At 69.9% G+C, this 20,964-nt stretch carries 27 protein-coding genes; 8 read left to right on the forward strand and 19 right to left on the reverse strand.

Annotated elements, in window-relative coordinates; translation table 11 throughout:
* Positions 1-19 precede the first annotated feature (19 nt).
* Positions 20-619, forward strand: a complete 600-nt coding sequence (locus H4696_RS04815; RefSeq protein ID WP_086864582.1) for a hypothetical protein — start codon at positions 20-22, stop codon at positions 617-619.
* Between the two features lie 24 nt (positions 620-643).
* Here H4696_RS04815 and H4696_RS04820 read toward each other — a convergent pair whose 3' ends face one another.
* The 4 genes from H4696_RS04820 to H4696_RS04835 all read right to left on the reverse strand — a co-directional run bounded on the left by H4696_RS04820 (position 644) and on the right by H4696_RS04835 (position 3,416).
* Complete coding sequence (locus H4696_RS04820; RefSeq protein WP_086864583.1) at positions 644-1,048, reverse strand: ribonuclease domain-containing protein; 405 nt, start codon at positions 1,046-1,048, stop codon at positions 644-646.
* Between the two features lie 109 nt (positions 1,049-1,157).
* Positions 1,158-2,390 (reverse strand): MFS transporter, encoded by a 1,233-nt coding sequence (locus tag H4696_RS04825; RefSeq protein ID WP_338078652.1) that lies wholly within the window; start codon positions 2,388-2,390, stop codon positions 1,158-1,160.
* Positions 2,391-2,427: 37 nt separating this feature from the next.
* The gene (locus tag H4696_RS04830; RefSeq protein WP_086864209.1) at positions 2,428-2,850 is read right to left on the reverse strand and encodes a YkvA family protein; all 423 of its coding nucleotides are present in this window, start codon (positions 2,848-2,850) and stop codon (positions 2,428-2,430) included.
* Positions 2,847-3,416, reverse strand: a complete 570-nt coding sequence (locus H4696_RS04835) for a Chromate resistance protein ChrB (protein ID WP_086864208.1) — start codon at positions 3,414-3,416, stop codon at positions 2,847-2,849. The genes H4696_RS04830 and H4696_RS04835 overlap by 4 nt, the downstream gene beginning before the upstream one ends.
* A gap of 143 nt (positions 3,417-3,559) precedes the next feature.
* Between H4696_RS04835 and H4696_RS04840 the strand changes: the two genes are divergently transcribed.
* Positions 3,560-4,708, forward strand: a complete 1,149-nt coding sequence (locus tag H4696_RS04840) for a hypothetical protein (RefSeq protein WP_143265356.1) — start codon at positions 3,560-3,562, stop codon at positions 4,706-4,708.
* Positions 4,709-4,772: 64 nt separating this feature from the next.
* Here H4696_RS04840 and H4696_RS04845 read toward each other — a convergent pair whose 3' ends face one another.
* A complete protein-coding gene (locus H4696_RS04845; RefSeq protein ID WP_086864206.1) occupies positions 4,773-5,270 on the reverse strand; it encodes a hypothetical protein in 498 nt (165 codons plus the stop codon).
* Positions 5,271-5,376: 106 nt separating this feature from the next.
* Positions 5,377-6,282, reverse strand: coding sequence for a DUF1963 domain-containing protein (locus H4696_RS04850; RefSeq protein ID WP_086864205.1), 906 nt, complete (start codon positions 6,280-6,282; stop codon positions 5,377-5,379).
* Positions 6,283-6,349: 67 nt separating this feature from the next.
* Between H4696_RS04850 and H4696_RS04855 the strand changes: the two genes are divergently transcribed.
* Positions 6,350-7,105 (forward strand): hypothetical protein, encoded by a 756-nt coding sequence (locus tag H4696_RS04855; protein WP_086864204.1) that lies wholly within the window; start codon positions 6,350-6,352, stop codon positions 7,103-7,105.
* 2 nt (positions 7,106-7,107) lie between these two features.
* Here the strand turns inward: H4696_RS04855 and H4696_RS04860 are convergent, their stop codons facing one another.
* The 6 genes from H4696_RS04860 to H4696_RS04885 form a co-directional block, all read right to left on the reverse strand.
* On the reverse strand, positions 7,108-7,905 hold the full coding sequence (locus H4696_RS04860) for a hypothetical protein (RefSeq protein WP_192782079.1): 798 nt from the start codon (positions 7,903-7,905) through the stop codon (positions 7,108-7,110).
* Positions 7,906-7,914: 9 nt separating this feature from the next.
* On the reverse strand, positions 7,915-8,568 hold the full coding sequence (locus H4696_RS04865) for a potassium channel family protein (protein WP_086864202.1): 654 nt from the start codon (positions 8,566-8,568) through the stop codon (positions 7,915-7,917).
* Positions 8,565-9,224, reverse strand: a complete 660-nt coding sequence (locus H4696_RS04870) for a potassium channel family protein (protein WP_086864201.1) — start codon at positions 9,222-9,224, stop codon at positions 8,565-8,567. Before H4696_RS04870 ends, H4696_RS04865 begins: the two co-directional genes overlap by 4 nt.
* Complete coding sequence (locus H4696_RS04875) at positions 9,221-11,980, reverse strand: cation-translocating P-type ATPase (protein WP_086864210.1); 2,760 nt, start codon at positions 11,978-11,980, stop codon at positions 9,221-9,223. Before H4696_RS04875 ends, H4696_RS04870 begins: the two co-directional genes overlap by 4 nt.
* 144 nt (positions 11,981-12,124) lie before the next feature.
* Positions 12,125-12,538: a DUF6640 family protein gene (locus H4696_RS04880; protein ID WP_225955586.1), complete on the reverse strand. Its 414-nt coding sequence runs from the start codon at positions 12,536-12,538 to the stop codon at positions 12,125-12,127.
* A 35-nt stretch (positions 12,539-12,573) separates the two neighbouring features.
* Positions 12,574-12,894, reverse strand: coding sequence for a muconolactone Delta-isomerase family protein (locus tag H4696_RS04885; RefSeq protein ID WP_086864199.1), 321 nt, complete (start codon positions 12,892-12,894; stop codon positions 12,574-12,576).
* A 109-nt stretch (positions 12,895-13,003) separates the two neighbouring features.
* On the opposite strand from H4696_RS04885, the gene H4696_RS04890 reads away from it, so the two are divergent.
* Complete coding sequence (locus H4696_RS04890; RefSeq protein WP_086859715.1) at positions 13,004-13,570, forward strand: TetR family transcriptional regulator; 567 nt, start codon at positions 13,004-13,006, stop codon at positions 13,568-13,570.
* 102 nt (positions 13,571-13,672) lie between these two features.
* Here the strand turns inward: H4696_RS04890 and H4696_RS04895 are convergent, their stop codons facing one another.
* Positions 13,673-14,257 carry a DUF3885 domain-containing protein gene (locus tag H4696_RS04895; protein ID WP_211299674.1) on the reverse strand — a complete coding sequence of 195 codons (585 nt, stop codon included), beginning with the start codon at positions 14,255-14,257 and terminating at the stop codon, positions 13,673-13,675.
* 307 nt (positions 14,258-14,564) lie between these two features.
* Here H4696_RS04895 and H4696_RS04900 point away from each other — a divergent pair, with 307 nt between their 5' ends.
* Positions 14,565-14,837 (forward strand): hypothetical protein, encoded by a 273-nt coding sequence (locus H4696_RS04900; RefSeq protein WP_086859717.1) that lies wholly within the window; start codon positions 14,565-14,567, stop codon positions 14,835-14,837.
* A gap of 3 nt (positions 14,838-14,840) precedes the next feature.
* Here H4696_RS04900 and H4696_RS51135 read toward each other — a convergent pair whose 3' ends face one another.
* The 3 genes from H4696_RS51135 to H4696_RS04915 all read right to left on the reverse strand — a co-directional run bounded on the left by H4696_RS51135 (position 14,841) and on the right by H4696_RS04915 (position 17,124).
* On the reverse strand, positions 14,841-16,154 hold the full coding sequence (locus H4696_RS51135) for a DUF4474 domain-containing protein (RefSeq protein ID WP_086859719.1): 1,314 nt from the start codon (positions 16,152-16,154) through the stop codon (positions 14,841-14,843).
* A complete protein-coding gene (locus tag H4696_RS04910) occupies positions 16,151-16,459 on the reverse strand; it encodes a hypothetical protein (RefSeq protein ID WP_086859720.1) in 309 nt (102 codons plus the stop codon). The genes H4696_RS51135 and H4696_RS04910 overlap by 4 nt, the downstream gene beginning before the upstream one ends.
* Positions 16,460-16,542: 83 nt before the next feature.
* Positions 16,543-17,124 carry a TetR/AcrR family transcriptional regulator gene (locus tag H4696_RS04915; protein ID WP_192782081.1) on the reverse strand — a complete coding sequence of 194 codons (582 nt, stop codon included), beginning with the start codon at positions 17,122-17,124 and terminating at the stop codon, positions 16,543-16,545.
* Between H4696_RS04915 and H4696_RS04920 the strand changes: the two genes are divergently transcribed.
* Positions 17,114-17,305, forward strand: a complete 192-nt coding sequence (locus tag H4696_RS04920; protein WP_143265060.1) for a hypothetical protein — start codon at positions 17,114-17,116, stop codon at positions 17,303-17,305. The genes H4696_RS04915 and H4696_RS04920 overlap by 11 nt on opposite strands.
* A gap of 43 nt (positions 17,306-17,348) precedes the next feature.
* Here H4696_RS04920 and H4696_RS04925 read toward each other — a convergent pair whose 3' ends face one another.
* Positions 17,349-18,089 carry a TetR/AcrR family transcriptional regulator gene (locus H4696_RS04925; RefSeq protein WP_086859722.1) on the reverse strand — a complete coding sequence of 247 codons (741 nt, stop codon included), beginning with the start codon at positions 18,087-18,089 and terminating at the stop codon, positions 17,349-17,351.
* 98 nt (positions 18,090-18,187) lie between these two features.
* Between H4696_RS04925 and H4696_RS04930 the strand changes: the two genes are divergently transcribed.
* Together H4696_RS04930 and H4696_RS04935 are read left to right on the forward strand one after the other, a co-directional pair.
* Positions 18,188-18,781, forward strand: a complete 594-nt coding sequence (locus H4696_RS04930) for a flavodoxin family protein (RefSeq protein WP_086859724.1) — start codon at positions 18,188-18,190, stop codon at positions 18,779-18,781.
* An 87-nt stretch (positions 18,782-18,868) separates the two neighbouring features.
* Complete coding sequence (locus H4696_RS04935) at positions 18,869-19,696, forward strand: LLM class flavin-dependent oxidoreductase (RefSeq protein WP_225955587.1); 828 nt, start codon at positions 18,869-18,871, stop codon at positions 19,694-19,696.
* A 12-nt stretch (positions 19,697-19,708) separates the two neighbouring features.
* On the opposite strand, the gene H4696_RS04940 is transcribed toward H4696_RS04935, so the two are convergent.
* On the reverse strand, positions 19,709-20,167 hold the full coding sequence (locus tag H4696_RS04940) for a peptidase inhibitor family I36 protein (RefSeq protein WP_086859726.1): 459 nt from the start codon (positions 20,165-20,167) through the stop codon (positions 19,709-19,711).
* A gap of 138 nt (positions 20,168-20,305) precedes the next feature.
* Complete coding sequence (locus H4696_RS04945) at positions 20,306-20,917, reverse strand: TetR/AcrR family transcriptional regulator (RefSeq protein ID WP_086859728.1); 612 nt, start codon at positions 20,915-20,917, stop codon at positions 20,306-20,308.
* Between the last annotated feature and the right edge of the window lie 47 nt (positions 20,918-20,964).

Genomic DNA, 20,964 nt, shown 5'->3' on the forward strand with positions numbered 1-20,964 from the left:
AGCGGGGAAGGATGATGGCGTGGAATCGGTCGATGCGGTTGAGGATCCGCGCGCACGCTTCGAGTCGCGGCTGAGCGGGCTCCGAGGCCGTCGGGTCTTGGCGGTCGACTACTGGGACGTCCACAACTTCGACTCGGAACCGGCACGATGGGACTACGGCGACTGGCACCACGCTGTCCTGGGCGTCGGGCTCGCCACCGACGTGGGGCCGGTTTCGCTGACCTGGACCAGTACCTTCTTCCCCTACGGCGTCGAAGTCTTCCACGACCGGATCGAAGACCACCTCGTCTTGGGAGAGGGCGGCCCGGAGCGGGTCGGTCCCGGCGCCGGGAGTACGTGGGACCGGTACCTCGGAACGCCGGTACTCGGCACCGCCGCCCGTTGGCAGCGGCTGGAACTGGGGCCGAGCCGGCGATCCGATGGCAGCGTCGTCGGACCTGCGCGCGCTGTGGACGTGCCCACGGCGGTGCGTCTCGACTTCGCCGCGGGACCGGTGTGGTTCGTCGCTGCCATCCCACGGCCACCGGAGTGGCGGCGCGCGTTCGTCGGCGGCGACGAGATCGTCATCGTCTTCTCACCCGGGAAGATGCGAGAAATCGGTTTTGACGCTGCGCTTTGAACAGGAGCCCTAACTTCGGCGGACTCAGATCTGGTAGAAGTCCGTGTAGTGGTTGGGCGAGAACCACACCACGCCGGTGGTCAGGTCGACGACGATCCGGTAGGCGTCGCGGGCTGCGCCGCACGTGCGTGGGTAGACGTCGAACTCGCGGAACGCGTGGCCGGCCGGGAGTTCGCCTTCGCGGTTCTGGTAGGTGCCGCCCGCGTAGTTGCACTGGCCGCCGGGCCAGTCGTACCAGCCGCGGGTGCCGGGGTAGCCCTTGCTCTGCCAGGTCGTGTTGGCCGAGCGGGCATCCGAGCAGCGCGACTGCGTGCAGGAGCTGTACACGGTCGCATCGGCGACCGCGGTGCTGACACCGAGCGTGGCAGCCACGGCGGTGACGGTCACGGCGAGCCGCCGCGCGGTCCGGGAAAGCAGGGAAGCGGGCACGGAACCTCCTCGTCTCGTTGGGGCTCCGGAATGGTGGCTGCCGCGCGTCGCCGGAAGGCGACCGGGAACGTGCCTGTCCGGTGAATTTCCGGCGACAGACGGCTCCACGTCAGGCACCGGTTCGGGCGTACCGCCACCGGGTGCCGGCGAGCAGGAGCAGCGCGGCGGCCTGGATGGCGGCGACCACGATGATCAAGGCTTCCACCGAATACCCGTAGAGGGCGCCGGTGAGGGCGCCGCCGCCGAGGGTGGCGATGCCCATGACGCCGGCGAAGACGCCGTAGGCGGTGGCGCGGCGCGGGCCGGGGACGAGGTCGGCGACGACCGCGCGCAGGGTGGATTCCTGGACGCCGGTCGCGGCGCCCCACACGAGTGCGCCCAGTACGACCGGCCAGACCGTGTCCGTGAACGCCAGCACCGGTACGGCCGCGGCCAGCAGCGGCAGGATCACCAGGGTGCGCGGACCGGTGCGGTCGTAGAGCCAGCCGGTCGCCAGTGCGGCGAGCGCGTCGGCGGCCATGGCCGCGGCGTAGAGCACCGGAACCACGGCGGGGGAGAGCAGGTGGCGCTCGACGAGGTGGAACGAGAGCACGCCGAAGGTGGCGAACCCGGCCATCGTGGTGGCGGTGAAGCACGCGTACACCCAGAACGTGCGTGGCAGGCGCGCGGGCTTTTCCGTTGTGTGCCGCGGTTGTGCCGGGGTGACGGCGGTTTCGTAGGCCGCCGGGTCGGGAACGCGTCCGCGCAGCCACGCCAGCAGTGCGAGCGCCGCCACGCCCGGCACGGCGAGCACGCCCAGTGCCGTGCCGTAGCCACCGTTCGCCGCGAGGACGCCCGCCACGGTCAGCGGGCCGACCAGGGCGCCGACCTGGTCCATGGCCTCGTGGACGGCGAAGCCGCGGCCGCGTCCGGTGACGGCGGTGGCGTGGGAGAGCAGCGTGTCTTTCGCGGGCGATCGCACGGCTTTGCCGACGCGTTCGGCGATGACCAGGGCGCAGGCCACCCAGAGGACGCCGGTCAGGCCGAGCAGGGGCACGCTGAGTGCGGTCAGCGCGTAGCCGCCGATCGTGAGGCCCCAGAAGCGGCGGGTGCGGTCGGCCAGCGGTCCGGAGACCAGCCGCAGGCCGAGCGCGGCGGCCTCGCCGGCGCCGGTGACGATCCCGACGACGGCGGCGGAGGCGCCCAGCCCGGCCAGCAGCGGGCCGGTGATCGAGCGCGCGCCCTCGTAGACGAAGTCCATCAGCAGGCTGACCGTGCCGAAGGCGACCACGAACCGCCACGCCGAAAGCCCGGGGTGGTGCATGGACACCTCGCTTCCGGTCACTCGCTCGACCAGGAACACCACCACGAGTGTGTCGCCTGGGCAACCCGCGACCGGATCAGGTCGCGGGCGACCGAAGGCCGGTCAAGCGGATCAGTGCCGCGAAGCCGTCGTCGGTGCCGGGCCAGTGGGCGCGGACGGCGTCGAGTCCGGCTCGGCGGACGACACCGCGGAGGACGGCGGTGACGATGATCGCGTCGTCGGCGTAGCCGAGGACCGGGATGAAGTCCGGGATCAGGTCGATCGGCAGCGCGAGATAGGTCAGCAACAACCCGAGCCGGATGCGGACGCCGCGGGGCAGGGACTTGTCGGCGGCGAGCCGGCGGATCAGGCGCAGGACGTCGGGCAGCAGCCGCAGGGCCTCCCGCAGCAGGCCGCCGCGTGGCCGGACGATCACGAGCGCGGTGACCAGGGCGAGCCACGCGAGCAGCAGCGCGGCGGCGACGCCGATGAGCAGGTCCCACCAGAACGAGCCGGTCATGGCCGCTCCGCGGCAGGCGGGAGACCATCGGCGTGGAGGGCGGCTTCTTCGAACGCGGCGAGTTCGGCGGCGGCCTCGTCGACGGCCTCGCGAGCGGCCGCGCTCCCGGGAGCGGCGAAGTAGTCGCGGGCGGCGATCTTGTCCAGCCAGCTGCGGAAGCGCTGGAGGTCGGCTTCGGATTCCTCGACCTCGGCGTAGGTGGCGTTGCCGCGGGCCTGCTCCTCGGCCAGCTCCCGGCGCAGTTCGGGAAGGCGTCCCAGAACTTCGGCGTATTCGGCATCACGGGCGGCGTTGAGCTCGGTGATCACGGCCTGTTCCTCGGCCGGGTCGGTGAAGGCCATCGACAGCACCCGCGCGACGCCGCCCTGGTGCCGGACCCGGTCGGTCAGGCGGCGGATCTCGCGGACGACGCCGGGCCTGGCGGGCAGCAGGCACACGGATTGCTGCAGGTAAAGCGCGCCCAGGGAACGGAGTTTGCGCCAGACCTGCACGCGCAGTGTCGCGGCCGCACCGGCGGTGGACACGCTGATCACCAGCCAGCCCGCGCTGTCGGCTTCGCTCGTCACATCGACATGTTACACCCGTAACATCCGCGGATCTGGCCTGATCTTTCGACTGACCGGCGAGCTCAAGCAGAAAGCCGAGGCTGCCGCGCCGGCGGCGTCCGCCGGTGCGATAGCTTTCCGAGCATCGTTCTGGGGAGGAATGAATGACCCACCGTCTTCGGGCTGCTGTCGTGCTGGTGACGATGCTCGGCCTCGCCGCTTGTCGGCCCGCCCCGGAGACTCAGCTGGGTGGCCTGCGGACGAACATCCTGATCGAGAAACCAGGCAGCGAGCCGGTGGCCCAGTACGAGGGCACGCCGGTGTACTACCCGTGCGCCGTGCTCACCAACGACGTCATCGCCGCCGCCGGGCTGAAGTACACCGACCACGCTCTCGCCGGCGGCACCCGCCTCAGCCCGGGCGCCGACCGTCCGGAGCTGGCAGGCACCACGTTCGAGCCGATCTCCTGCGGCGGCCACCTCCAACGAGCCGCCGGCCGCCGAGACGAACCGGAGATCACGCTCACGACGCTCAATGTCAAGCTCTCCAGCGCTTCCGCTTGGCGTCTGGCCACGTCGCCGCAAGCGGGGAAGGCCGGAACCGCCAACGGCGTCGAGTACCGCCGTCGCCCGGATGACGGCGACGACGAAGTCACGGTGGCCTTCACCGACGGCGGACACGGCGCGGTCAACGCCTTCACCCTCGAAGTGGACCACTTCTCGGCGATAGCGGACGGCGAAACCGTGCTGGCCAAGCTCATCGACGGTATCACCAGGAACGTCGCCGCGGGTCCCCGGCCGATGCCCGAGCACCGCTACCCGGAGCCCTACCAGCTGACCGCCGAGCCGTGCGACGCCATGCCACCCGAGGTCTTCACCGCGGTCACCGGGCTGCCGACCGATGGCCTGCAGAAGGACTTGTTCTCGGTGGACGAGAACTACGTGGTGAACGACAACGCGGTCCAGATCACCTGCCAACGCGTTTCCCTGCTCGACGGGACCGAACGGGATGCGGCGAGCCTGTCCGTCGAGCAGACGATCTACGCGGCGGGCCCGGCCGTCGCGGCCGGCGACGCCCAGCGCATGTGCGCCTACGACGCGACCACAAAGGACAGCAGCCCGCTGCCGGGGCCCGTCGGCGACGTGAGTTGCGGTGCAGTGGGGGACAGCGTGACCGGCGGGGCCACGGTTTACTTCCACGTCGGCCGCGCGCTGGTCCGGGTGAGCCTCACCTCGCACGAGATCACCGGATCGCCCGCGGTCGCCAAAGTGGCCGAGGGCGCCAAGCGGATTTACGCGCTCCTCAACCACTGAGCCGGCCGCCAGGGATTGCGGAATGTTCTCGGTCGGCTTGCGGAGCGGCCCGTCCCGAGCCGTTTCACCGGCGGTGCCGTGGGCGACCGGTGATGGTCACTGTCTCGATGTGGTGATGCTGTGCGACGTCGGGAGGGATCTCGCCGAGGGTGATCAGCCATTCGTCCGCCATGGACGCGATGGTCAGGTCGCCGGCGTCGAAGCTGAGGAGGACTCCACCGACGGATGGCTCCGTGGCGGACTCCCGGATCAGGACGGCATCGCGGAGGCGGGTGCCGACGAACCTCGTGAGGAGGCTCGGCGCTTGAGCGGGACGGACTATGCCTTCGCCGTACTCGCCCATGTCGTAGGAGCTGTCGGGTACTGATTCCGCGAGGTGGAGCAGGTCTCCCGTGCCGTGCAGCCTCAGAGCCGGGACGCGCCGAAAATGGAGCCAGAACCGCAGCAGTGCGCTCCACTGGCCTTGGTACCAGTGCGTTTCTTCGGTTACCGAGTCCAGTGTCAAGCCCAGTCGGGCTCGAAGCAGCGCCGTGGTCTTGGTGCCGTCGTCGGGAGCGAACATCGCCGCAGGATAAGGGGCCGACCTGGCGATAGCACTCGGATTCCCGCGGTTGTCGCGGCGATCGGATTCAGCCGTGGCGTGCCGCCGGCTCGGTGCGTGAACTCGGCTACTCCGTGAACATGGTCAGCGACCGAACCCGGTCGAAGCGTCGGGCGGCCAGATCTTCGTGGCGGATCAGGAAGCGGCCGACGTGTACCTGGTCCTCCAACTGGAACTGGGCCAGCGGTAGCCACTCGCTCATCAGCCGGATCGTCTCCTCCTCCACGAGCCGGTCGCGGTCCGGCACGTCGTGCGCGATCGAGTCTTCCGCCATGCCGTACTCGGCGTTCTCGCCGATGCCCAGCTCCATCGAATAGCCGCCGAGGTAGAGGTCGGCGCCCGTGGTCGCCTGCGGCCAGAGCTCCTCGAACAAGGTGCGGAGGTCTTCGAGGTGGGCGGTGTCGCCCACCTGCAGCTGGACGGCGTCCGACTCGAACTCGAGGTTCTCGGGTTCGTCGAACCAGCCCGGCATCTCCGGCTGGACCAGCGCGACGAGGTCGGACCGCAGCCGGAGGAAACCCGATTCGAACCAGTCGTCGTCGTGGGGCGGTGGCTGGTCCACCTGCGCGGTGGCGGTGCCGGCCGGAACGTGGACGACCCGCGCGAACTCGTGCTCGTCGTCCGAGTGCAGCGCGTGCTCGTGCGCCAAGAAGAACAGCAGCGACCCGTCCGCCGGGAGCTCGAGGCCGTCGGCCCGCGGCAGCTTCGCGCAGTCGAGCGAGGCGATGAACGGAAGCGGCAACCGGCCCAGGCCGCTGATGTCGGCGTACGGCCATTCGGTGCCGACCGGCAGGCGGGGCAGCCCGCCGTTCTGTCCGACGACGCCACCGTGCTGCTCGGCCGATCCGGCGCCGTACCGGTTGGGAGCGCACACCCAGATCGCCACCCGGAGAAAGCGGCCGATCCGGTCGGCCGCTTCGGCCGGGACGCCGCGCTCGATCGCCGTGCTCCGAAGCTGTTCGAGATGGTTCATGGCCGAGCACTCTCGCACATCCGCTGCCGAGGTGAGAACGCCGGAGCTGATCGGGCAAGATCGTCGCATGGTGTCCTCGCCGAATTGGCTCGACCGCTACCGGAGCGGGCAGCGGGAACAGGTGTGGCAGGAACTGCGCGGGCTCGGCAGCCGGGTCCGGGAACCCGACTGGGCCCACGAGGCACAGCTGGTCTGCGACGAGATGGCTCGACGCGCCCGTCACAACGTCGAACTCATCGTCGAGCGGCTGTCCGAGGACGGCTATCGCTTCCACGCCAACGACGACGAGCAGACTCCGGTGCCGGGCCATGTCCCGCCGACCCCGGCGGCCGCCGCGCACGCGGACTGGTTGCAGCAGCGGTTCGGTGCTGTTCCGATGACCTTGGTGTCCTGGTTGCGGATCGTCGGGGACGTCTGGCTCGTGGGCACGCACCCGAAGTGGCCCACGTCGGCGGCCGCTGATCCGCTGGTGATCGAGCTGGAGGGGTCGCGCTATCCCGGTGACGCGTCGATGCGCGAGTACGTCGAGGACGAGTGGGCCGAGTGGCTGGATCGCCGGACGGAGGATCCCGGCGCGGCCGGCCTGTTCGAGTTGCCCGTCGCGCCCGACCGGCTGCACAAGGACAACACCAGCGGCGGCGCGCCGTACGGCATCGTCCTGCCCGACGACTGCGCCGACGGGTTGTTCGCCTGGGAGGCTCGGATGCCGTTCGTCTCCTATTTGAACTGGGTCTTCGGCAACGGTGGATTCCCGTGGTCGTCGGGGGAGCAGGGCCAGTGGGAACTGAAGCTCCGCATCGTCGGGGACATGTTGCCGCTGTAGCGTCACGTGGTCGATCGAGCGAGGGGGATTTCGGCGTCGAGCACGATCGCGTCGGTGGTGTCGGTCGCGAGCAGCGTCAGACGTCCGGAATGCGCGGGGGGTGCCGGAGACCACTGCATGCGCTGCCGGTCCAGATGGTCTCCCGACTCGGCCGAGCCGCCGGTCCGGCGATACGCGGTGCCCGGCTCGTCGCGTAGTTCCCAGGTGAGGTCGGCCAATGGCGAGCCGACAACCACCCGGCCCGGGCGCTCGGTGGCCTGCCCGCGGCGTTGGCGTTTGATCCACTCCAGCTGCTCGCGCGAGGCCCGCACCCGCTCGTCGCGGTGCTCCGGGCCGGGGTTGGTGTAGAGGTCGACCACGAACCGGTCGCTCCACAGCTCCGCCGAAATCAGCGTCACCGGCCGTCCGCCGAGGTGGCCGAGCTGTCGCGGCCCCGCCAGCACACTCCGCAGCGTCGGCGGTTCGAGCGGCTCGCGGGCGACGACCGGCGCCGAACCCGCTCGCGCGGCCACGGCAGCGAAGGCACCCGTGGCCGTCGAGGACGACGACGAGGCAGACACCGTCCGGATTTCCGGCCTGATCCCGGCCTCCTCGAGGGCGTCGAGCGCGGCGCTTTCCTGCTCGTCGGTGAGCACCCCGGTATCACCGAGGGCCTCGACCTGCGCCGCGAGCCGACTTCCCAGCAGGCGCAACGGATCCACGGAAACCATGCCGACGGACCGCTCGCGCCGAGCGCGGCTGACCCCGGCTATCGCGGGTCGAAAGACCTGCGCCAACCACTGTTCCCCGGAAAGCGTCACGACTCCATTCTACTGCTGGAAGGCCGCGTGGATGTCGTGTTCGCGCGCGCCGCTGCTGACCACGAGGAGCGTGTCGCCGGGATGGAGCCGGTAGCCCGGTTCCGGGACCGCCGGTTGTCCTTTGTGGACGACGGCGGCGACGACGGTGGCCGGGGGCAGGGTCACGTCGGCCAGCCGGCGGCCGGCCGACGGCGAGGTTTCCTCGATCCGGGTCTCGATCAGTTCGACGCCCGCTGCGGCGAGGCGCATCAGGACGATGGTGTCGCGGACGCCGGCGGCTTCCTCGATCAGGGACACCAGCGGCGCGGCGGCGGGGAGCGCGACGTCGACGCCCCAGCGCTGGTCGAAGAGCCAGGCGTTGTCCGGGTCGTTGGTGCGGGCCAGCACCCGGCGGACGGCGAACTGCCGCTTGGCCAGCAGGGCGATGACGAGGTTGTCCTCGTCCTCGCCGGTGGCGGCGATCAGCAGGTCGGCGCGCAGGGCACCGGCGGCCTCGAGGACGGCGGGTTCGCAGCCGTCGCCGTGGACGAGGCGGTGTTCGCCGTCGAGGCGGTCGAGGCGGCTCTGGTCCTGGTCGACGACCGTGGTCCGGTGGCCGGCGGCGGCGAGCAGGTGGGCGGCCTGTTCGCCGAGCCGGCCGGCGCCGACGACGAGGATGTTCATGTCCCGAGCTCCTTGTCGAGGAAAGCGGACAGCCGCGGCAGTGCGGACGCCGCGACGGCGAAGCTGACCGTGTCCCCGGCCGTGGCGACGCTCGCGCCGGTGGGCAGGAACGACGCACCGTCGCGGGTGACCGCGATGACGCGGATCTCGCCGGCGACTTCGAATTCGCCGAAGGACCGGCCGGTGAACCACGCGGGCAGGGTTTCCCGGACGAGCAGGGTTTCGCCGTTGCCGAAGACGGCGTCCGGGTCCAGGTTGCGGTGGGAGAGCAGCCGGTGGATCCGGTTGGTGGTCCAGCGGACGCTCGCCACCGTGGGAATGCCCAGGTCGCGGTAGATGTCGGCCCGGCGCGGGTCGTAGATGCGGGCCACCACCTGCGGAACCCGGTAGTCCTCCTTGGCGATCCGGGCCCCGACGATGTTGGTGTTGTCCCCGGAGGTGACCGCGACGAAGGCGTCGGCGTCGTCGATCCCGGCCCGCCGCAGGACTTCCCGGTGGTAGCCGTTGCCGACCACGAAGCCGCCTCCGTAGCCAGCGGGCAGCAGCTCGCGGGTCGTGGAGTCGCGGTCGATCACGCACACGTCATGGCCGTCCACGGCCAGCTGCTGGGCCAGGGTCGAGCCGACCCGGCCGCAGCCCATGATGATCACCTTCACGTGCGGGCCTCCTTGCGGCGCAGCACGGCTTTGCGGATTTCGTCGGCGACGAGCACCAGCGAGCCGAGCGCGATGAGCAGCCCCCAGTCGGTGAGGGACAGCGGTGCGGTGTGGAACAGGTCCTGCAGCGGCGGCAGGTAGCTGATCGCCGCCATGATCGCCAGCGCGACGCCCTGGGCCGCCAGGTAGTGCGGGTTGGACCGGAAACCGATCCGGAAGATGCTGAGCCGGTCGCTGCGCACGGCGAAGCCGTTGAAGAACTGGCAGAGCACGATCCCCGCCTGGCTCATGGTGAGCGCTTCCCGGTACACGGGATTGTCGTAGGTGAACGCGGCGAACGGGATGCCCGCGCTGTGGATGCGCCAGAAGAACGCGCCGGTGACGACGACGGCTTGGACGCAGCCGAGGAACAGGAACCGCCGGACGAGCTCGGCGGAGAACAACGGCTGCTTCGGGCTTCGGGGCGGCCGCCGCATGATGCCGGGCTCGGGTGGCTCGGTGCCGAGGGCCAGCGCCGGGAGGACGTCGGAGCCGAGGTCGATCGCGAGGACCTGCACCGCGCTCAGCGGCACGAGCGGGAACCCGACGGCGGTCGCGACCAGGATCGGGACGAGCTCGCCGAGGTTGTGGCTGAACAGGTAGATCAGGAACTTGCGGATGTTCTGGTAGACCGAGCGGCCGAGCTCGACGGCGGCGGCGATGGAGGCGAAGGAGTCGTCCAGCAGCACCATCACCGCGGCTTCGCGGGCGACGTCGGTGCCGGACTCGCCCATCGCGACGCCGATGTCGGCCCGCTTCAGCGCGGGCGCGTCGTTGGCGCCGTCCCCGGTCACCGCGACGATCTCGCCGCGGTCCTTGAACGCCGCGACCACGCGCATCTTGTGTTCGGGCTTGACCCGGGCGAACACCACGTCGGGACATTCGCCGAGCAGCGTGCGCAGGTCCGCGTCGCCGGTCCGGTCCAGCTCGGCGCCGGTGACGGTGCGCGGGACGGTTCCCGGGCCGAGGATGCCGACCCGCCGGGCGATCGCTTCGGCGGTCAACGCGTAGTCGCCGGTCACCATGACCACGCGGATCCCGGCTTCGTGGCAGGCGGCGACCGCGGCGACGACCTCCGGCCGGGGCGGGTCGAGCATGCCGGCCAGGCCCAGCAGGGTCAGGCCGTTCTCGGCTTCGTCGTGCCCGGCCCCGGGACCGGAAACCTCCCGGACCGCGACCGCCAGCACCCGCAGCGCCGACCCCGCCATCTCGTCGTTGGCCGTGAGCACCCCGCGGCGGGCGGCCTCGTCCAGCGTCCGATCGCCGTGTTCGTCCCGGATCCGCGTGCAGCGCGCCAGCAGCTCCTGCGGCGCACCTTTCACGTAGGCCCAGGTGCGCCCGTCCCGGGTGTGGATGGTCGTCATGAGCTTGCGCACGGAGTCGAACGGCAGCTCGCCCGCGCGAGGGGCGGCCCGGCGCTCGGCGTCGAGGTCCAGGCCGGCCTTCGCCGCCGCGACCAGCAACGCGCCTTCGGTGGTGTCACCGAGCACGCGCCAGCCCTGCCGCCCGCTCGGCGGAACCAGCCGGGCGTCGCAGCAGAGGGCGGCCACGCGCAGCAGCTCACGGACCGGCCCGGGGTCCGCCACCTCGCCTTCGGGCGCGTAGCCCGCTCCGGTGACCTGGTGGGCGTGGCCCGCCGCCCACACCTGCTGCACGGTCATCTCGGCCGTGGTCAGCGTGCCGGTCTTGTCGGTGCAGACGACCGTGGTAGACCCGAGCGTCTCGACGGCCACCAGCTTCTTGATCAGCGCGTGCCGGCGGGCCATCCGCCGCACGCCGACCGCGAGCGCGACCGACAGCGTCGCCGGGAGCCCTTCGGGCACGAGCGCGACCATCACCCCGAGCGCGAACACGAAGGTGGCCACCAGTTCGCTGCCGGCCGACAGCCGCACCGCGAACAGCAGGACGCCGAGCGCGAACGCGGCGGTGGCCACCCGGCGCGCCATGATCGCGACCTGCCGCCGCAGCGGGCTGACGTCCGCGGCGGTCTGGCTGGTCAGCCGGAAGATCCGGCCGAACTCCGTACCCGGGCCGGTCGCCGTCACCACGGCCTTGCCCGCCCCGGCGGCGACGGTCGTGCCCATCCACACCAGGTTGCGGGCTTCGAGCCGGGGCACCTCGGCGGGCACGGCGTCGGCGGTGCGCCAGACCGGGGAGCTTTCCCCGGTCAGCGCCATGTTGTTGACCGTCAGCTCGTGGGCCTCGACCACGCGGCAGTCCGCGGACACGGCGTCCCCGGCGTCGAGCACGACCAGGTCGCCGGGCACCAGCTCGGCGGCCGTGACCTCGACGCGCTCGCCGTCGCGGATCACCCGCGCCCGGTGCGGCACCATGGCCTGCAGCGCCTCGGCGGTGCGCTCGGCCATGTACTCCTGCCCGAACCCGATCACCGCGTTGAGCACCACGACGGCGAGGATCGCGACGGCCAGCTCCAGGTTGCCCGGATCCGGCGGGTTCCCGAGGACGTAGGCGACGAACGTGATCCCCGCGGCGACGATCAGGACCACGGCGAACAGGTCGGTGAACTGCCCCGCGAACCGCCGGAGCAGTGACGCTTGCCGCGCGTGGACCAGCTCGTTGCGCCCGTGCGCGGCGAGCCGGCGGGTGGCTTCGGAGCCGGCCAGGCCGCGTGCCGAGGACCCGAGCGCGGCCAGCGTCTCGTCGGCCGGACTCGCTTGTGGTGCGCTGTCACGGGTCTCCGCGACAGCGTCGGCCACGTTGAGCAAGCCCCCCACCTCCTCGGTCACCGGGTACGGAACGCGCGGTGTCCAACGGTAAGGACGGCGGGGCAGGCCGCTCAGAGTCGAAGGTCATCGAGGAAACGACCGGAGGGCCCTTCGCACCGGCCGACCGCTCCAGCTTTATTTCCGGGTGATCCGGTAGCGCTCGGTCAGGTAGCCGAGCAGGACCAGCCCGAGGCTGGGCAGGGTGTACTTCAGCTGCGGCCAGTTGTCTTCGCGGGGCGGGTCGACACTGGCGGTTCCCGGGTAGAGCACGGCGGAGAGCTGGGTGAGCCCGTACAGGCTCGCGATGACCGCCGCGCTGTCCAGCGACTCACGCGACCGCCGCGGTTTCCACAGCTGGTACAGGGCGGCCAGGGACAACCCGGCGCCCATGCTCATGGTTTGGGCGTTGTGGAACTTGGCGTGGGGCGGCCACGTCGGATTGTGGATGTGCGTCTCGTTCCAGTCGGCGACGTACGAGCCGACCAGTGTCCCCGTCGCGGACAACGAGATGAGCACCTTGCCGAGCGGGAACTTCCTGCGGTTGAGCATTGTCATTTCCCTTTCTCCACAGTGAAAGTGGCGGCTCACGCTCGCGCTCGGTGCGCGACCTCCGCGGGATCCGGGGGAGTGGTCGGGTAGACGTCGGCGTCGAAGAAGCGGGCGAAAGGCAGAGTTGCCAGCGTCTCCGCGACTTGCGCCTCATCGGCGGCGACGACCTCGATGAACGTCGCCCGCCGGGCGGGGGAAACGTAATGGGCGCCGATCCGCCCTTCCGAGCGCAGCACCTCCAGCTGTTTCTGCTCGTCCTCCCGCAACGCGGCGAATTCCGCGAGGTCGGTGTCGTCGCGGAGGGTCGCGAACACCATGAACGTGGGCGTCGCGGCGGTGTCCTGGGGCAGTGCCATGGCCGGTCCTTTCGCGGGTGATGTCAGCTGATGACATCACCGTACCACGCTCATGTCATCAGCTGACATCACTGTGCGGGGCCGGGAGCGGACGCACTAAGCTCGCGGGATGGGACGATGGGAGCCGGGAGCCGGTGGCCGGCTGCGCGAGGCCGCACTGAACCTGTTCCTCGAACGCGGCTTCGACCAGACCATGGTGAACGACATCGCCGAACGGGCCGGCGTGACCGCCCGCACCTTCTTCCGCTACTTCGCCGACAAACGCGAGGTCCTCTTCGACGCGGCGGCCGAAGTGGAGGAGAAGTCGCTGGCCGCGCTGGAGGGGGCGCCCGCCACGGCGTCGGCGCTGGAGCTCGTCGCGGCCGCGCTCGGTGCGGTGGCCGACACGATCGGCCACGACCGCGAGCTCGCCCGGATCCGGCACACGGTGATCACGGCCAACGCCGATCTCCGCGAACGCGAATTGATCAAGCACGCCCAGATGACGGCCGCCCTCGCCGACGGCCTCCGACGGCGGGGCATCGGCGACGCCGAGGCCGACCTGGCCGCCGAAACGGGCTCCGCGGTGTACCGGGTCGCCTTCCGGCGCTGGGTCGACGCCGACGGCGACCTGGAGCTGCGCGACGCCATCGACGAGTCGTTCGCCCAGCTCCGAACCCTGACCGCGGCCGACTGATCACCCCTGCTCGCCGACGCACTCTCGAGTACGGCGGACTTCACCCGAGGTGGGTTGCCGCGATGTCGTGGAACGCGGGCTCTGATCCACCTCTGGGAATGCTCAGAAGCCGGAAGGGTGAGCGGAGAGCCAGCCGGTGTGACGGCGTTTCAGGTCGTCGCGTTCACCGGTCGTGGGCAGCAGGATGTCGGCGCCTCCGTCGTAGGGGTGATGGACGCGGTCGAAGGCAAGGCTGGTGATCATCACGCCGCCGGTTGCGTAGTCGGCGGCGGCGCGGAGCAAGTCGTCCACGAGGCCGGGCTGCCAGAACCGGCGACCGGCGTAAAGGTGGGTGTAGGTGATGAAGTCCGGGTCGGTTTCGTCCTCGCCGGTGAGCAGGGACGTCCAGTGCCGGGCGCCCGGATTCCAGAGTGCGTGTTGTGCCGACAGCGCTGGGAGTTCGGCCGTGTCCGACCAGTCGGCGGTGATGATCCGGACCTCTTGGCCGTGGAACAGTTCGTCCAGAATGGTGTTGTAGCGGTGGAGAACGATGTCGTACTCGGCTTCTGTGCCGGGATAGCGTTGCGATTCGGGCAGGCTGTGAAAACGCACCCATCGGTCGCGGTAGGCCAGCTTCAAGTCATCGGCGAACGGACGGCACTCGTTCCACTGCTGCTGCCACAGGGCTGACAGGCCGTCGTCCGGCACGTGATCACCTTTCCGTGGGCGGTCTCGTCGACTCCCCATTGGGTCGACTGAGCCCGCTGAACCTACGCGCGAAGTGACCCACCTGCAGCCTGTTATCCGCTCGCGGGGCTGTGCTGGAAGCGCTGCCGGCCGCGGGCGCGGCCATCGGCAGCCTCGACGAGACGACAGGTTCGTTCGCCCCCTGGGAAACTCATGGGGCAGTGGAGCCGGTCATGTCGGCGTGGCGGGACCTCGGCCGCGACCCGAACATCGGCGAACGTGGTCCGAAAAGGACTGGAACCCGGCCCGGTGCGCGTAAGCTGAGGGCATGACCGACTCGAGGTGGGGTTCCGGCGAAACGCCGGAGGAGCTGGCAAGCGCGTTGCGGGACAAGGCAAGGAGCGCCGCCACGCAGGCGTTGCGCACGGGCCTGGAAGACATCGAAGACCGGCACGGCCAGCACGTCGCCGACAAGGTCGCCGCCCTGGTCGACGTGGACGGTGTGTTCGCCGGCCTGGACGACCCGGTCACGGCTCGCCGGGGGCGGCCGCAGCCGGAGGACGACGAGCCGTATGAGTTCAAGCCGGTGGGCTCGCGGTAAGGGTCATTTCCGCCAGTCGTAGCTGAGCGTGGGCGGCTGGTCGGAACCCTTGGTGACGGTGAGGTGGTCATCGGGGTGCGCGGCGGCGTACCGGACCATCTCGTTGTACATGCGGTCGCGCATCTCGACGCTGCGCACCTCGATCGTGGAGCGCTGGCCCAGCTGTTCAGGGTTCACGTTCGGGTCGGTGCGGATGGCCAGGTTCCAGAAGTGCTTCTTGTCGGTGCCGTCGGCGCCCTGGCCGTCGTTGGTGAAGTAGACCTCGCCGCTTTCCTTGTTGTAGATCGTCTGCGTCACCTTGATCTGGTCGTCACCCTGGGCGGCGTTGAAGTGCCCGTTGTTGTTCGGTGAGTCGCTGGTGTAGATGCCGACTTCCCCGCCGAACGACTGGTTCTTCCCGTACTGGCCCTTCCACAGCTCCAGCCGGTAGGTCTTTCCGGTTTCGGGGTCGGTGAACTCCATGTTGTCGCCGTCGGTTCCGGTCTCGTCGAGTTTCATCCCGAGAAGGTGGCCGAGCTTGTCGTAGGAGTCTTTCCAGCCCAGGTAGCTCTGCACCGAATGCTCGCCGGTGGTGTAGAAGTCGCCTTCCTTGTTGTACCGGAAACCGAGGTAGTCGTAGATCTTCTGCGCCACCTCGGGGTTCTGCATGATCTTGTCCCAGTCCCCGTGACGCAGCGCGGTCCACAGGTCCGGGTATTTCTTCAGCAACGCGAGGAGGCCGGGTACCTCGCGGGCCAGAATCGCGCCGATTTCGACGCGGTTCCGCTTCTCGGAACCCGCGAGTTCCCACACCTGACCGGTCTTGAACCGCAGCTTCTGGCCCTCGATGAGCAGGATCGCGTCGTAGGTGGTGGTCACCCGTTCCAGGTCGGCGAGCAGGACGAGGGCCTGGGCCTTGACGGCCTTGTCCTGCGCCCACGCGACGGCGAGGTCGATCCGGCGGATCCCGAAGCCGTGCCAGCCGTGGTCGAGCTTCTTCTGGAGGTTCTGGGCGTCCGCGCGCTTGTTCCGGGCTTCCTGCTGGGCTTTCGCCAGCGCGTCGCGGATCGTCTCGAACGACTTGGCCGACTCCTCGAGGTCGTGGGCCTGGTCGTCGCGGTTCTTCTTGAACGCTTCCAGCGACGTGAGCGCCGCTTCGCCGGCCCCGCCGTGCCAAGCCTCGCCCAGCTGGACGCGCACGCTTTCCAGCAGGGTCTTGGTGTCGATGACGGTTTCCTTGGTGGCCCGGCAGGCCCGGGCGCGGTCGTCCAGTTCGGTGGTGCTGCCCTTCTCCACCTGGTCGGCGAGCGCGTAGATCTTGTCGAACACCGCCGTCACCGGTCGATCCTCCCGAAGCTGCTGTCGAGTGCCTTCAAAAAGGCGTCGCGGGCCCCGGAATCGGTGCTGTGATAGCTCTTCACGGCTATCCGGATGCTTTCGACCAGGTTGTCGACCTGCTGCTTCGCGGCGTCGAGGTCGTCCTTGCGCGTCGCCAGCCAGACGTCGTAGTCCCCGGCGAAGCCGGCCGCGCGCGCTGTGGCCCCGACATTCGGCGATCCGCCGATGGAGAGCGCCGGCGCCGTCCCCGCACTCAGCTTGGCCGCCGCGGCGTTGATGTCCGCGACGTCGACCTCGAAACCCACGGCAACTCCTCTCCGCCGTCCGAGTGACAGGTCTCGGCGGCAATGTAACAGTTTGCCGCAGGTCGGAGCCCAAGGTGCTGTTTTCAGTCCCCGGTCAGTGGCCAAAACCGGACACGGACCGTCAGCCGCAGTCGGTGCGGATCGTGGCCGCGCACTGGTCGAACAGCGCGCCTCGACGTCGATCCGGTCGTCGCAGGCGACCCACGTCTCCAGGGCCGCGTCCGCGCACGCGGGTCGCGGTCCGGTTCGCCGATCCCCATCCTCGCCTCGATGATCGGCAGCACCGCGTCCTGCAGGCGCAGCCGCTTCTCGATGAAGCGAGCTCGCAGGGACGCGGTACCGAGGATCACGCGCATCCGCTCCTGCCGGGCGGGCGCCAGAACGGCCAGGAAACCCGCGCGCAACGCGGTCCAGGCGGGCACATCGGCCGGCTGGCTCTCGACGATCTCCGTCAAGACGGCGGCGAACGTGTCTTCGCCGCCGCCGATGAGGTCTTCCTTGGTGCCGAAGTACCGGAACAGCGTCCGTTGCGAAACCCCGGCCTCGCGGGCGATCTGCGCGATCGTCGTCTGCTCGAAGCCCTGCTCGGTGAACAGCCGCAGCGCGGTGTCGCTGATCTCCTGCCCGATCATCAGCCGCGACCGTTCGCGCAGCGTGAGCGGCATCCACCGCGCCGGTGGTCTGTCCCTGGACTTTGCCCGCTTCCGTCTGGACGACGAGCGAGTGCACGCGGCGGTCACCGTCAACGCGACCGCGGCGCCCAGCCACTTGAGTCTTTTCCGCACCGATCCTCCCGAAACTGAGTGGGTGTCGGTGCAGCTTGAAGTGCCAGGGCTCACCAGGTGACGGCCGTGGTCCGATCACTGGACCGCAGTACGCCGGCCGTTGGTCAGGTGAGAGTTCGCAGCCACTCACGCAGCAGGGCGGCCTCGGCAGGGCTGAAGCCGGCGTCGACGACGGGGTCGGCGCTGCCGCCGTCGCCGAGTGCGGCCAGCAGCGCCAGGGACCGTTCGGCGATGGTCGTTCGGACGTCGGTAGCCGGTTCGGTGCTGATGATCGAGTCGATGACCGTGTCGCGCAGGGCGGTGAGCGGGCCCGGGTCGCGCTCGCCGTCGGGCTGCGCGAGCAGCAGCAGCACGGCGCCGGTGGTCGAAGCCTCGATGGCCCGGGCGGCCGACTCGACCGGAACGCGAAGCCGGCCCTGCTCCCGGGCGCGCTCGAGCAGCCGGCGCAGGATCTGGCCGTTCTCCTGGGCCGCGGCCGGGCGGCGGCCGGGGCGCAGGTTGCCGTACATCAGGGCGTAGAACTCGGGGTTGCGCAGTCCGAACTCGACGTGGATGTTCCAGCCGCGACGGATGTCGTCGATGGCGTTCTCGCTGGGTTCCAGCGCCCGCTTCTCGACCAAATAGCTTTCGAATCCGTAACTCGCCAGGGCGTCGAGCAGGCCGTCCTTGTCCCCGAACAAGCGGTACAACGCGGGTGTCTGCACCCCGGCGGCGGTCGCGACCGCCCGCGTCGAGATGCCTGCCGGACCGTGCTCGGTCAGCAGTCCGGCCGCCGCCCTCAGGATCGCCTGCTGCTGGTCGCTTCGTTCGGCCCCGGTCTCGGGCGTGGCAAGCTCGCTGCGCATATTTCGATGATAACAAGAACCGGGTGACGTTGACACTGACACTGATACGCGTTTAGCGTTGACGTTGTCACCGAAGCGCCTCGAGATCGGAACAAGTCATGTCCACCATCACTGTCGGCATCGCCTACACCTCCGGCTACGGACACACCCGCGAACTGGCCAACGCCGCCGCCCAGGGAGCCGGATCGGTACCCGGCACAGTCGCCGAGACGATCGACGTCGCCGCCATGACCGACGACGGCTGGCCCACCCTCGACCGCTGCGACGCGATCATCTTCGGCAGCCCGACCTACATGGGCAGCGCTTCCGGCGCCTTCCACGCCTTCGCCGAAGCGACCTCCGCCCGGTGGATGACTCGTGCCTGGCAAGACAAGATCGCGGCCGGGTTCACCAACTCCGGCTCGATGAGCGGCGACAAGCTGCACACCCTGCAGTACTTCTCGATGCTCGCCGCCCAGCACGGCATGCACTGGATCAGCCTCGGCCTGCTGCCCGGCTGGAACACCACCACCGCCAGCGAGCACGACCATAACCGGCTCGGGTTCTACCTCGGGGCCGGCGCCCAGACCTGGAACGACCAAGGCCCCGAGGCCGTCCACGACGCCGACCTCTCCACCGCCCGCTACCTCGGGCAGCGAGTGGCTACGCACACCCGCCGGTTCGTGGCCACCTCCGAGGTCGCCAGACTTTGATGAGTATGTCGTGTCGGATTCCCGGGGGCTTGTTCGTGGAAGATACGAACTCGGCACCGGGCCGGGGCGCAGGGGAAGGGCTTCACCATGGTGGGTCACCAGGCACGCGAGAACCGGCCGTTGCGGTTCGGAGTCGTCGCGCCGATCATGACGGACATGCCGACCTGGCGCGATCGGCTACGGGGTCTGGCCGACAGCGGCTACTCGACGATCTTGATGCCCGATGTGCCGCAGTGGCAGCCGGCACCGGGCCCGGCGCTCGCCGTGGCGGCGACCATCACCGGCCTGCGCGTCGGCACCTGGGTGTACGCGTCTCCGGTCCGCCCGGCGTGGATCACGGCGTGGGAGGCGCACTCGCTGTCCGTGCTCACCGACGGCCGGTTCGAGATGGGCATCGGCACCGGCCGGCCGGGGATCGCCGACCAGCTCCGTGAACTGGGGCTGCCGGCCACCCCGGTCGGCCGGCGGGCGAGCCAGGTGCGCGAGGTCGTCGCGGCCCTGCGCGACCTCGACGGCCCGGACCGGCGCACCCCGGTGGTCATGGCCGTGGGCGGTGCGAAGTCGCAAGCGCTCGCCGCGGAATTGGCCGACACGGTGACCTTCGTGATGCCGCAGATCGAGACGCGGGCCGAGACGAGGCAACGGGTGGAACGCTTCGACAACCGCCGCGGTGCGGAACTGGCGTTGCACGTGCCGGTGGTCGGCGAATCGGTCGCCGCGTTCATGGCCGGACCGGACACCGACCCCGCCGCAGTCCGAGCCGCGGACTCGCTGGCGTTCCTGCCCGATGATCCGGCTGCCGCCGCTGAAGAGATCCAGCGGCGGCGCGAGGAGTTCGGTTTCTCCTACTTCGTGTTCGGCGTCGACGTCGCCGGTGCCCTCGCGCCGGTCGTTGCCGAGCTCGCCGGACGGTAGCCGCGAACGGCATCACGTCACGAATTTGATCGATTCGTCGAGGAATTTCGCCTGGTACAGGTCCCCTTGCTGCCCGTTGGCGGTGAACAGGTCCGAGGTGCTCAGGTAGTTGATGTTGGTGAACACCCTGACGTTGTGGCCCGTGCGGTTTCGCGCCGACCTGGCGTTTTGCCAGACGCACAGGCCGCTGCCGGTTCCGCTTCCCCGGAACTCGTAGCACGTCGGCTGGGTCGGACCGAGATTGGGGATGTTGCCGACGGCGAAGTCGGACACCGCCCCGCCGGATACGCCCACCGGGTAGTAGAACAGGCAGAACTCTCCGTCGTCGCAGTGGCCGTCCCGTGCACCGGTCGCGTGGGCTGTACCGGCCAGGGGTATCGCCAGCCCGACCACGGCGCCGACGACGGCCATCCGCCTGGCCACGCGTCTGCTTGCCGCGGCAATGCCGGACTTCCTGATCAATGATCGCATCCTGCCTCCTCCTTCGGACCCGCGGCAGTCAAGCCGCGTGGTCGACCATCCACACCACGGCCGGCGTGCCGGGGCCGTTTAGCCGCGGACTCCGCGATCACTCGGATGGTCGAATCCGTTGGAAGACCAACACGCCCGTCACAGCTTCTTGAGCCGCCGCCGGTTGACCGTCAGCACCTCGTCCGACAGGTCCGGGGCGGCGTCGGCGATCGCGCGGGAGAGGAGCATCGCGCCGACCATCTGGCTGAACAGCGCCACCGCGCGCTCGCGGGCTTCGGCGGGGGTGAGTTCGGCGCCGGACTGGCGGGCGCGGTCGAGCAGCATGTCGGTGATGGCGGCGAAATAACCGTCGAGCCCGCGCCGGTACTCGGCCTGGGCGGCGGCGCCGTGGCGGCCGGCGTCGGAGACGAGGGCGGCCGAGGCGCAGCCGATCTCGGGGTGGTCGCGGTGCTCGGCGTCGAGGTACCCGTCGACCATGTCGTGCAGGGCCGCGCGCGCCGAGCGGGGGTGCGCTTCGCGGATCGCGTCGAGCGCCTCGAGCGAGTCGGTGAAGCCCTGGTGGAGGACTTCGAGAGCGAGGTCGTCCTTCGAGGCGAAGTGGTTGTAGAACCCGCCGTGCGTCATGCCGGCCGACTTCATCAGCTCCTCGATGCCGATGCCGTCGATGCCGCGCAGCCGAAAGCCCGCACCGGCCGCGTTGACGATCTTCTCGTGGTTGAGCCGCTTCTGCTCTTGCGTGATACGGGGCACGTCGACGACCTTCCAGGCGAGCTACCGCTTCCGATGATACTCATCAT

Source organism: Amycolatopsis lexingtonensis (assembly GCF_014873755.1).
Classification (GTDB): Bacteria; Actinomycetota; Actinomycetes; order Mycobacteriales; family Pseudonocardiaceae; genus Amycolatopsis; species Amycolatopsis lexingtonensis.

Coding starts and splice junctions, on each gene's coding strand:
- H4696_RS04830 (WP_086864209.1), bottom strand. CDS start 2,850: ATGACCGGCTCGTTCTGGTGGGACCTGCTCATCGGCGTCGCCGCCGCG.
- H4696_RS04840 (WP_143265356.1), top strand. CDS start 3,560: ATGACCCACCGTCTTCGGGCTGCTGTCGTGCTGGTGACGATGCTCGGC.
- H4696_RS04845 (WP_086864206.1), bottom strand. CDS start 5,270: ATGTTCGCTCCCGACGACGGCACCAAGACCACGGCGCTGCTTCGAGCC.
- H4696_RS04850 (WP_086864205.1), bottom strand. CDS start 6,282: ATGAACCATCTCGAACAGCTTCGGAGCACGGCGATCGAGCGCGGCGTC.
- H4696_RS04855 (WP_086864204.1), top strand. CDS start 6,350: ATGGTGTCCTCGCCGAATTGGCTCGACCGCTACCGGAGCGGGCAGCGG.
- H4696_RS04865 (WP_086864202.1), bottom strand. CDS start 8,568: ATGAACATCCTCGTCGTCGGCGCCGGCCGGCTCGGCGAACAGGCCGCC.
- H4696_RS04880 (WP_225955586.1), bottom strand. CDS start 12,538: ATGCTCAACCGCAGGAAGTTCCCGCTCGGCAAGGTGCTCATCTCGTTG.
- H4696_RS04885 (WP_086864199.1), bottom strand. CDS start 12,894: ATGGCACTGCCCCAGGACACCGCCGCGACGCCCACGTTCATGGTGTTC.
- H4696_RS04890 (WP_086859715.1), top strand. CDS start 13,004: ATGGGACGATGGGAGCCGGGAGCCGGTGGCCGGCTGCGCGAGGCCGCA.
- H4696_RS04900 (WP_086859717.1), top strand. CDS start 14,565: ATGACCGACTCGAGGTGGGGTTCCGGCGAAACGCCGGAGGAGCTGGCA.
- H4696_RS04915 (WP_192782081.1), bottom strand. CDS start 17,124: ATGCCGCTCACGCTGCGCGAACGGTCGCGGCTGATGATCGGGCAGGAG.
- H4696_RS04925 (WP_086859722.1), bottom strand. CDS start 18,089: ATGCGCAGCGAGCTTGCCACGCCCGAGACCGGGGCCGAACGAAGCGAC.
- H4696_RS04930 (WP_086859724.1), top strand. CDS start 18,188: ATGTCCACCATCACTGTCGGCATCGCCTACACCTCCGGCTACGGACAC.
- H4696_RS04935 (WP_225955587.1), top strand. CDS start 18,869: ATGGTGGGTCACCAGGCACGCGAGAACCGGCCGTTGCGGTTCGGAGTC.
- H4696_RS04940 (WP_086859726.1), bottom strand. CDS start 20,167: ATGCGATCATTGATCAGGAAGTCCGGCATTGCCGCGGCAAGCAGACGC.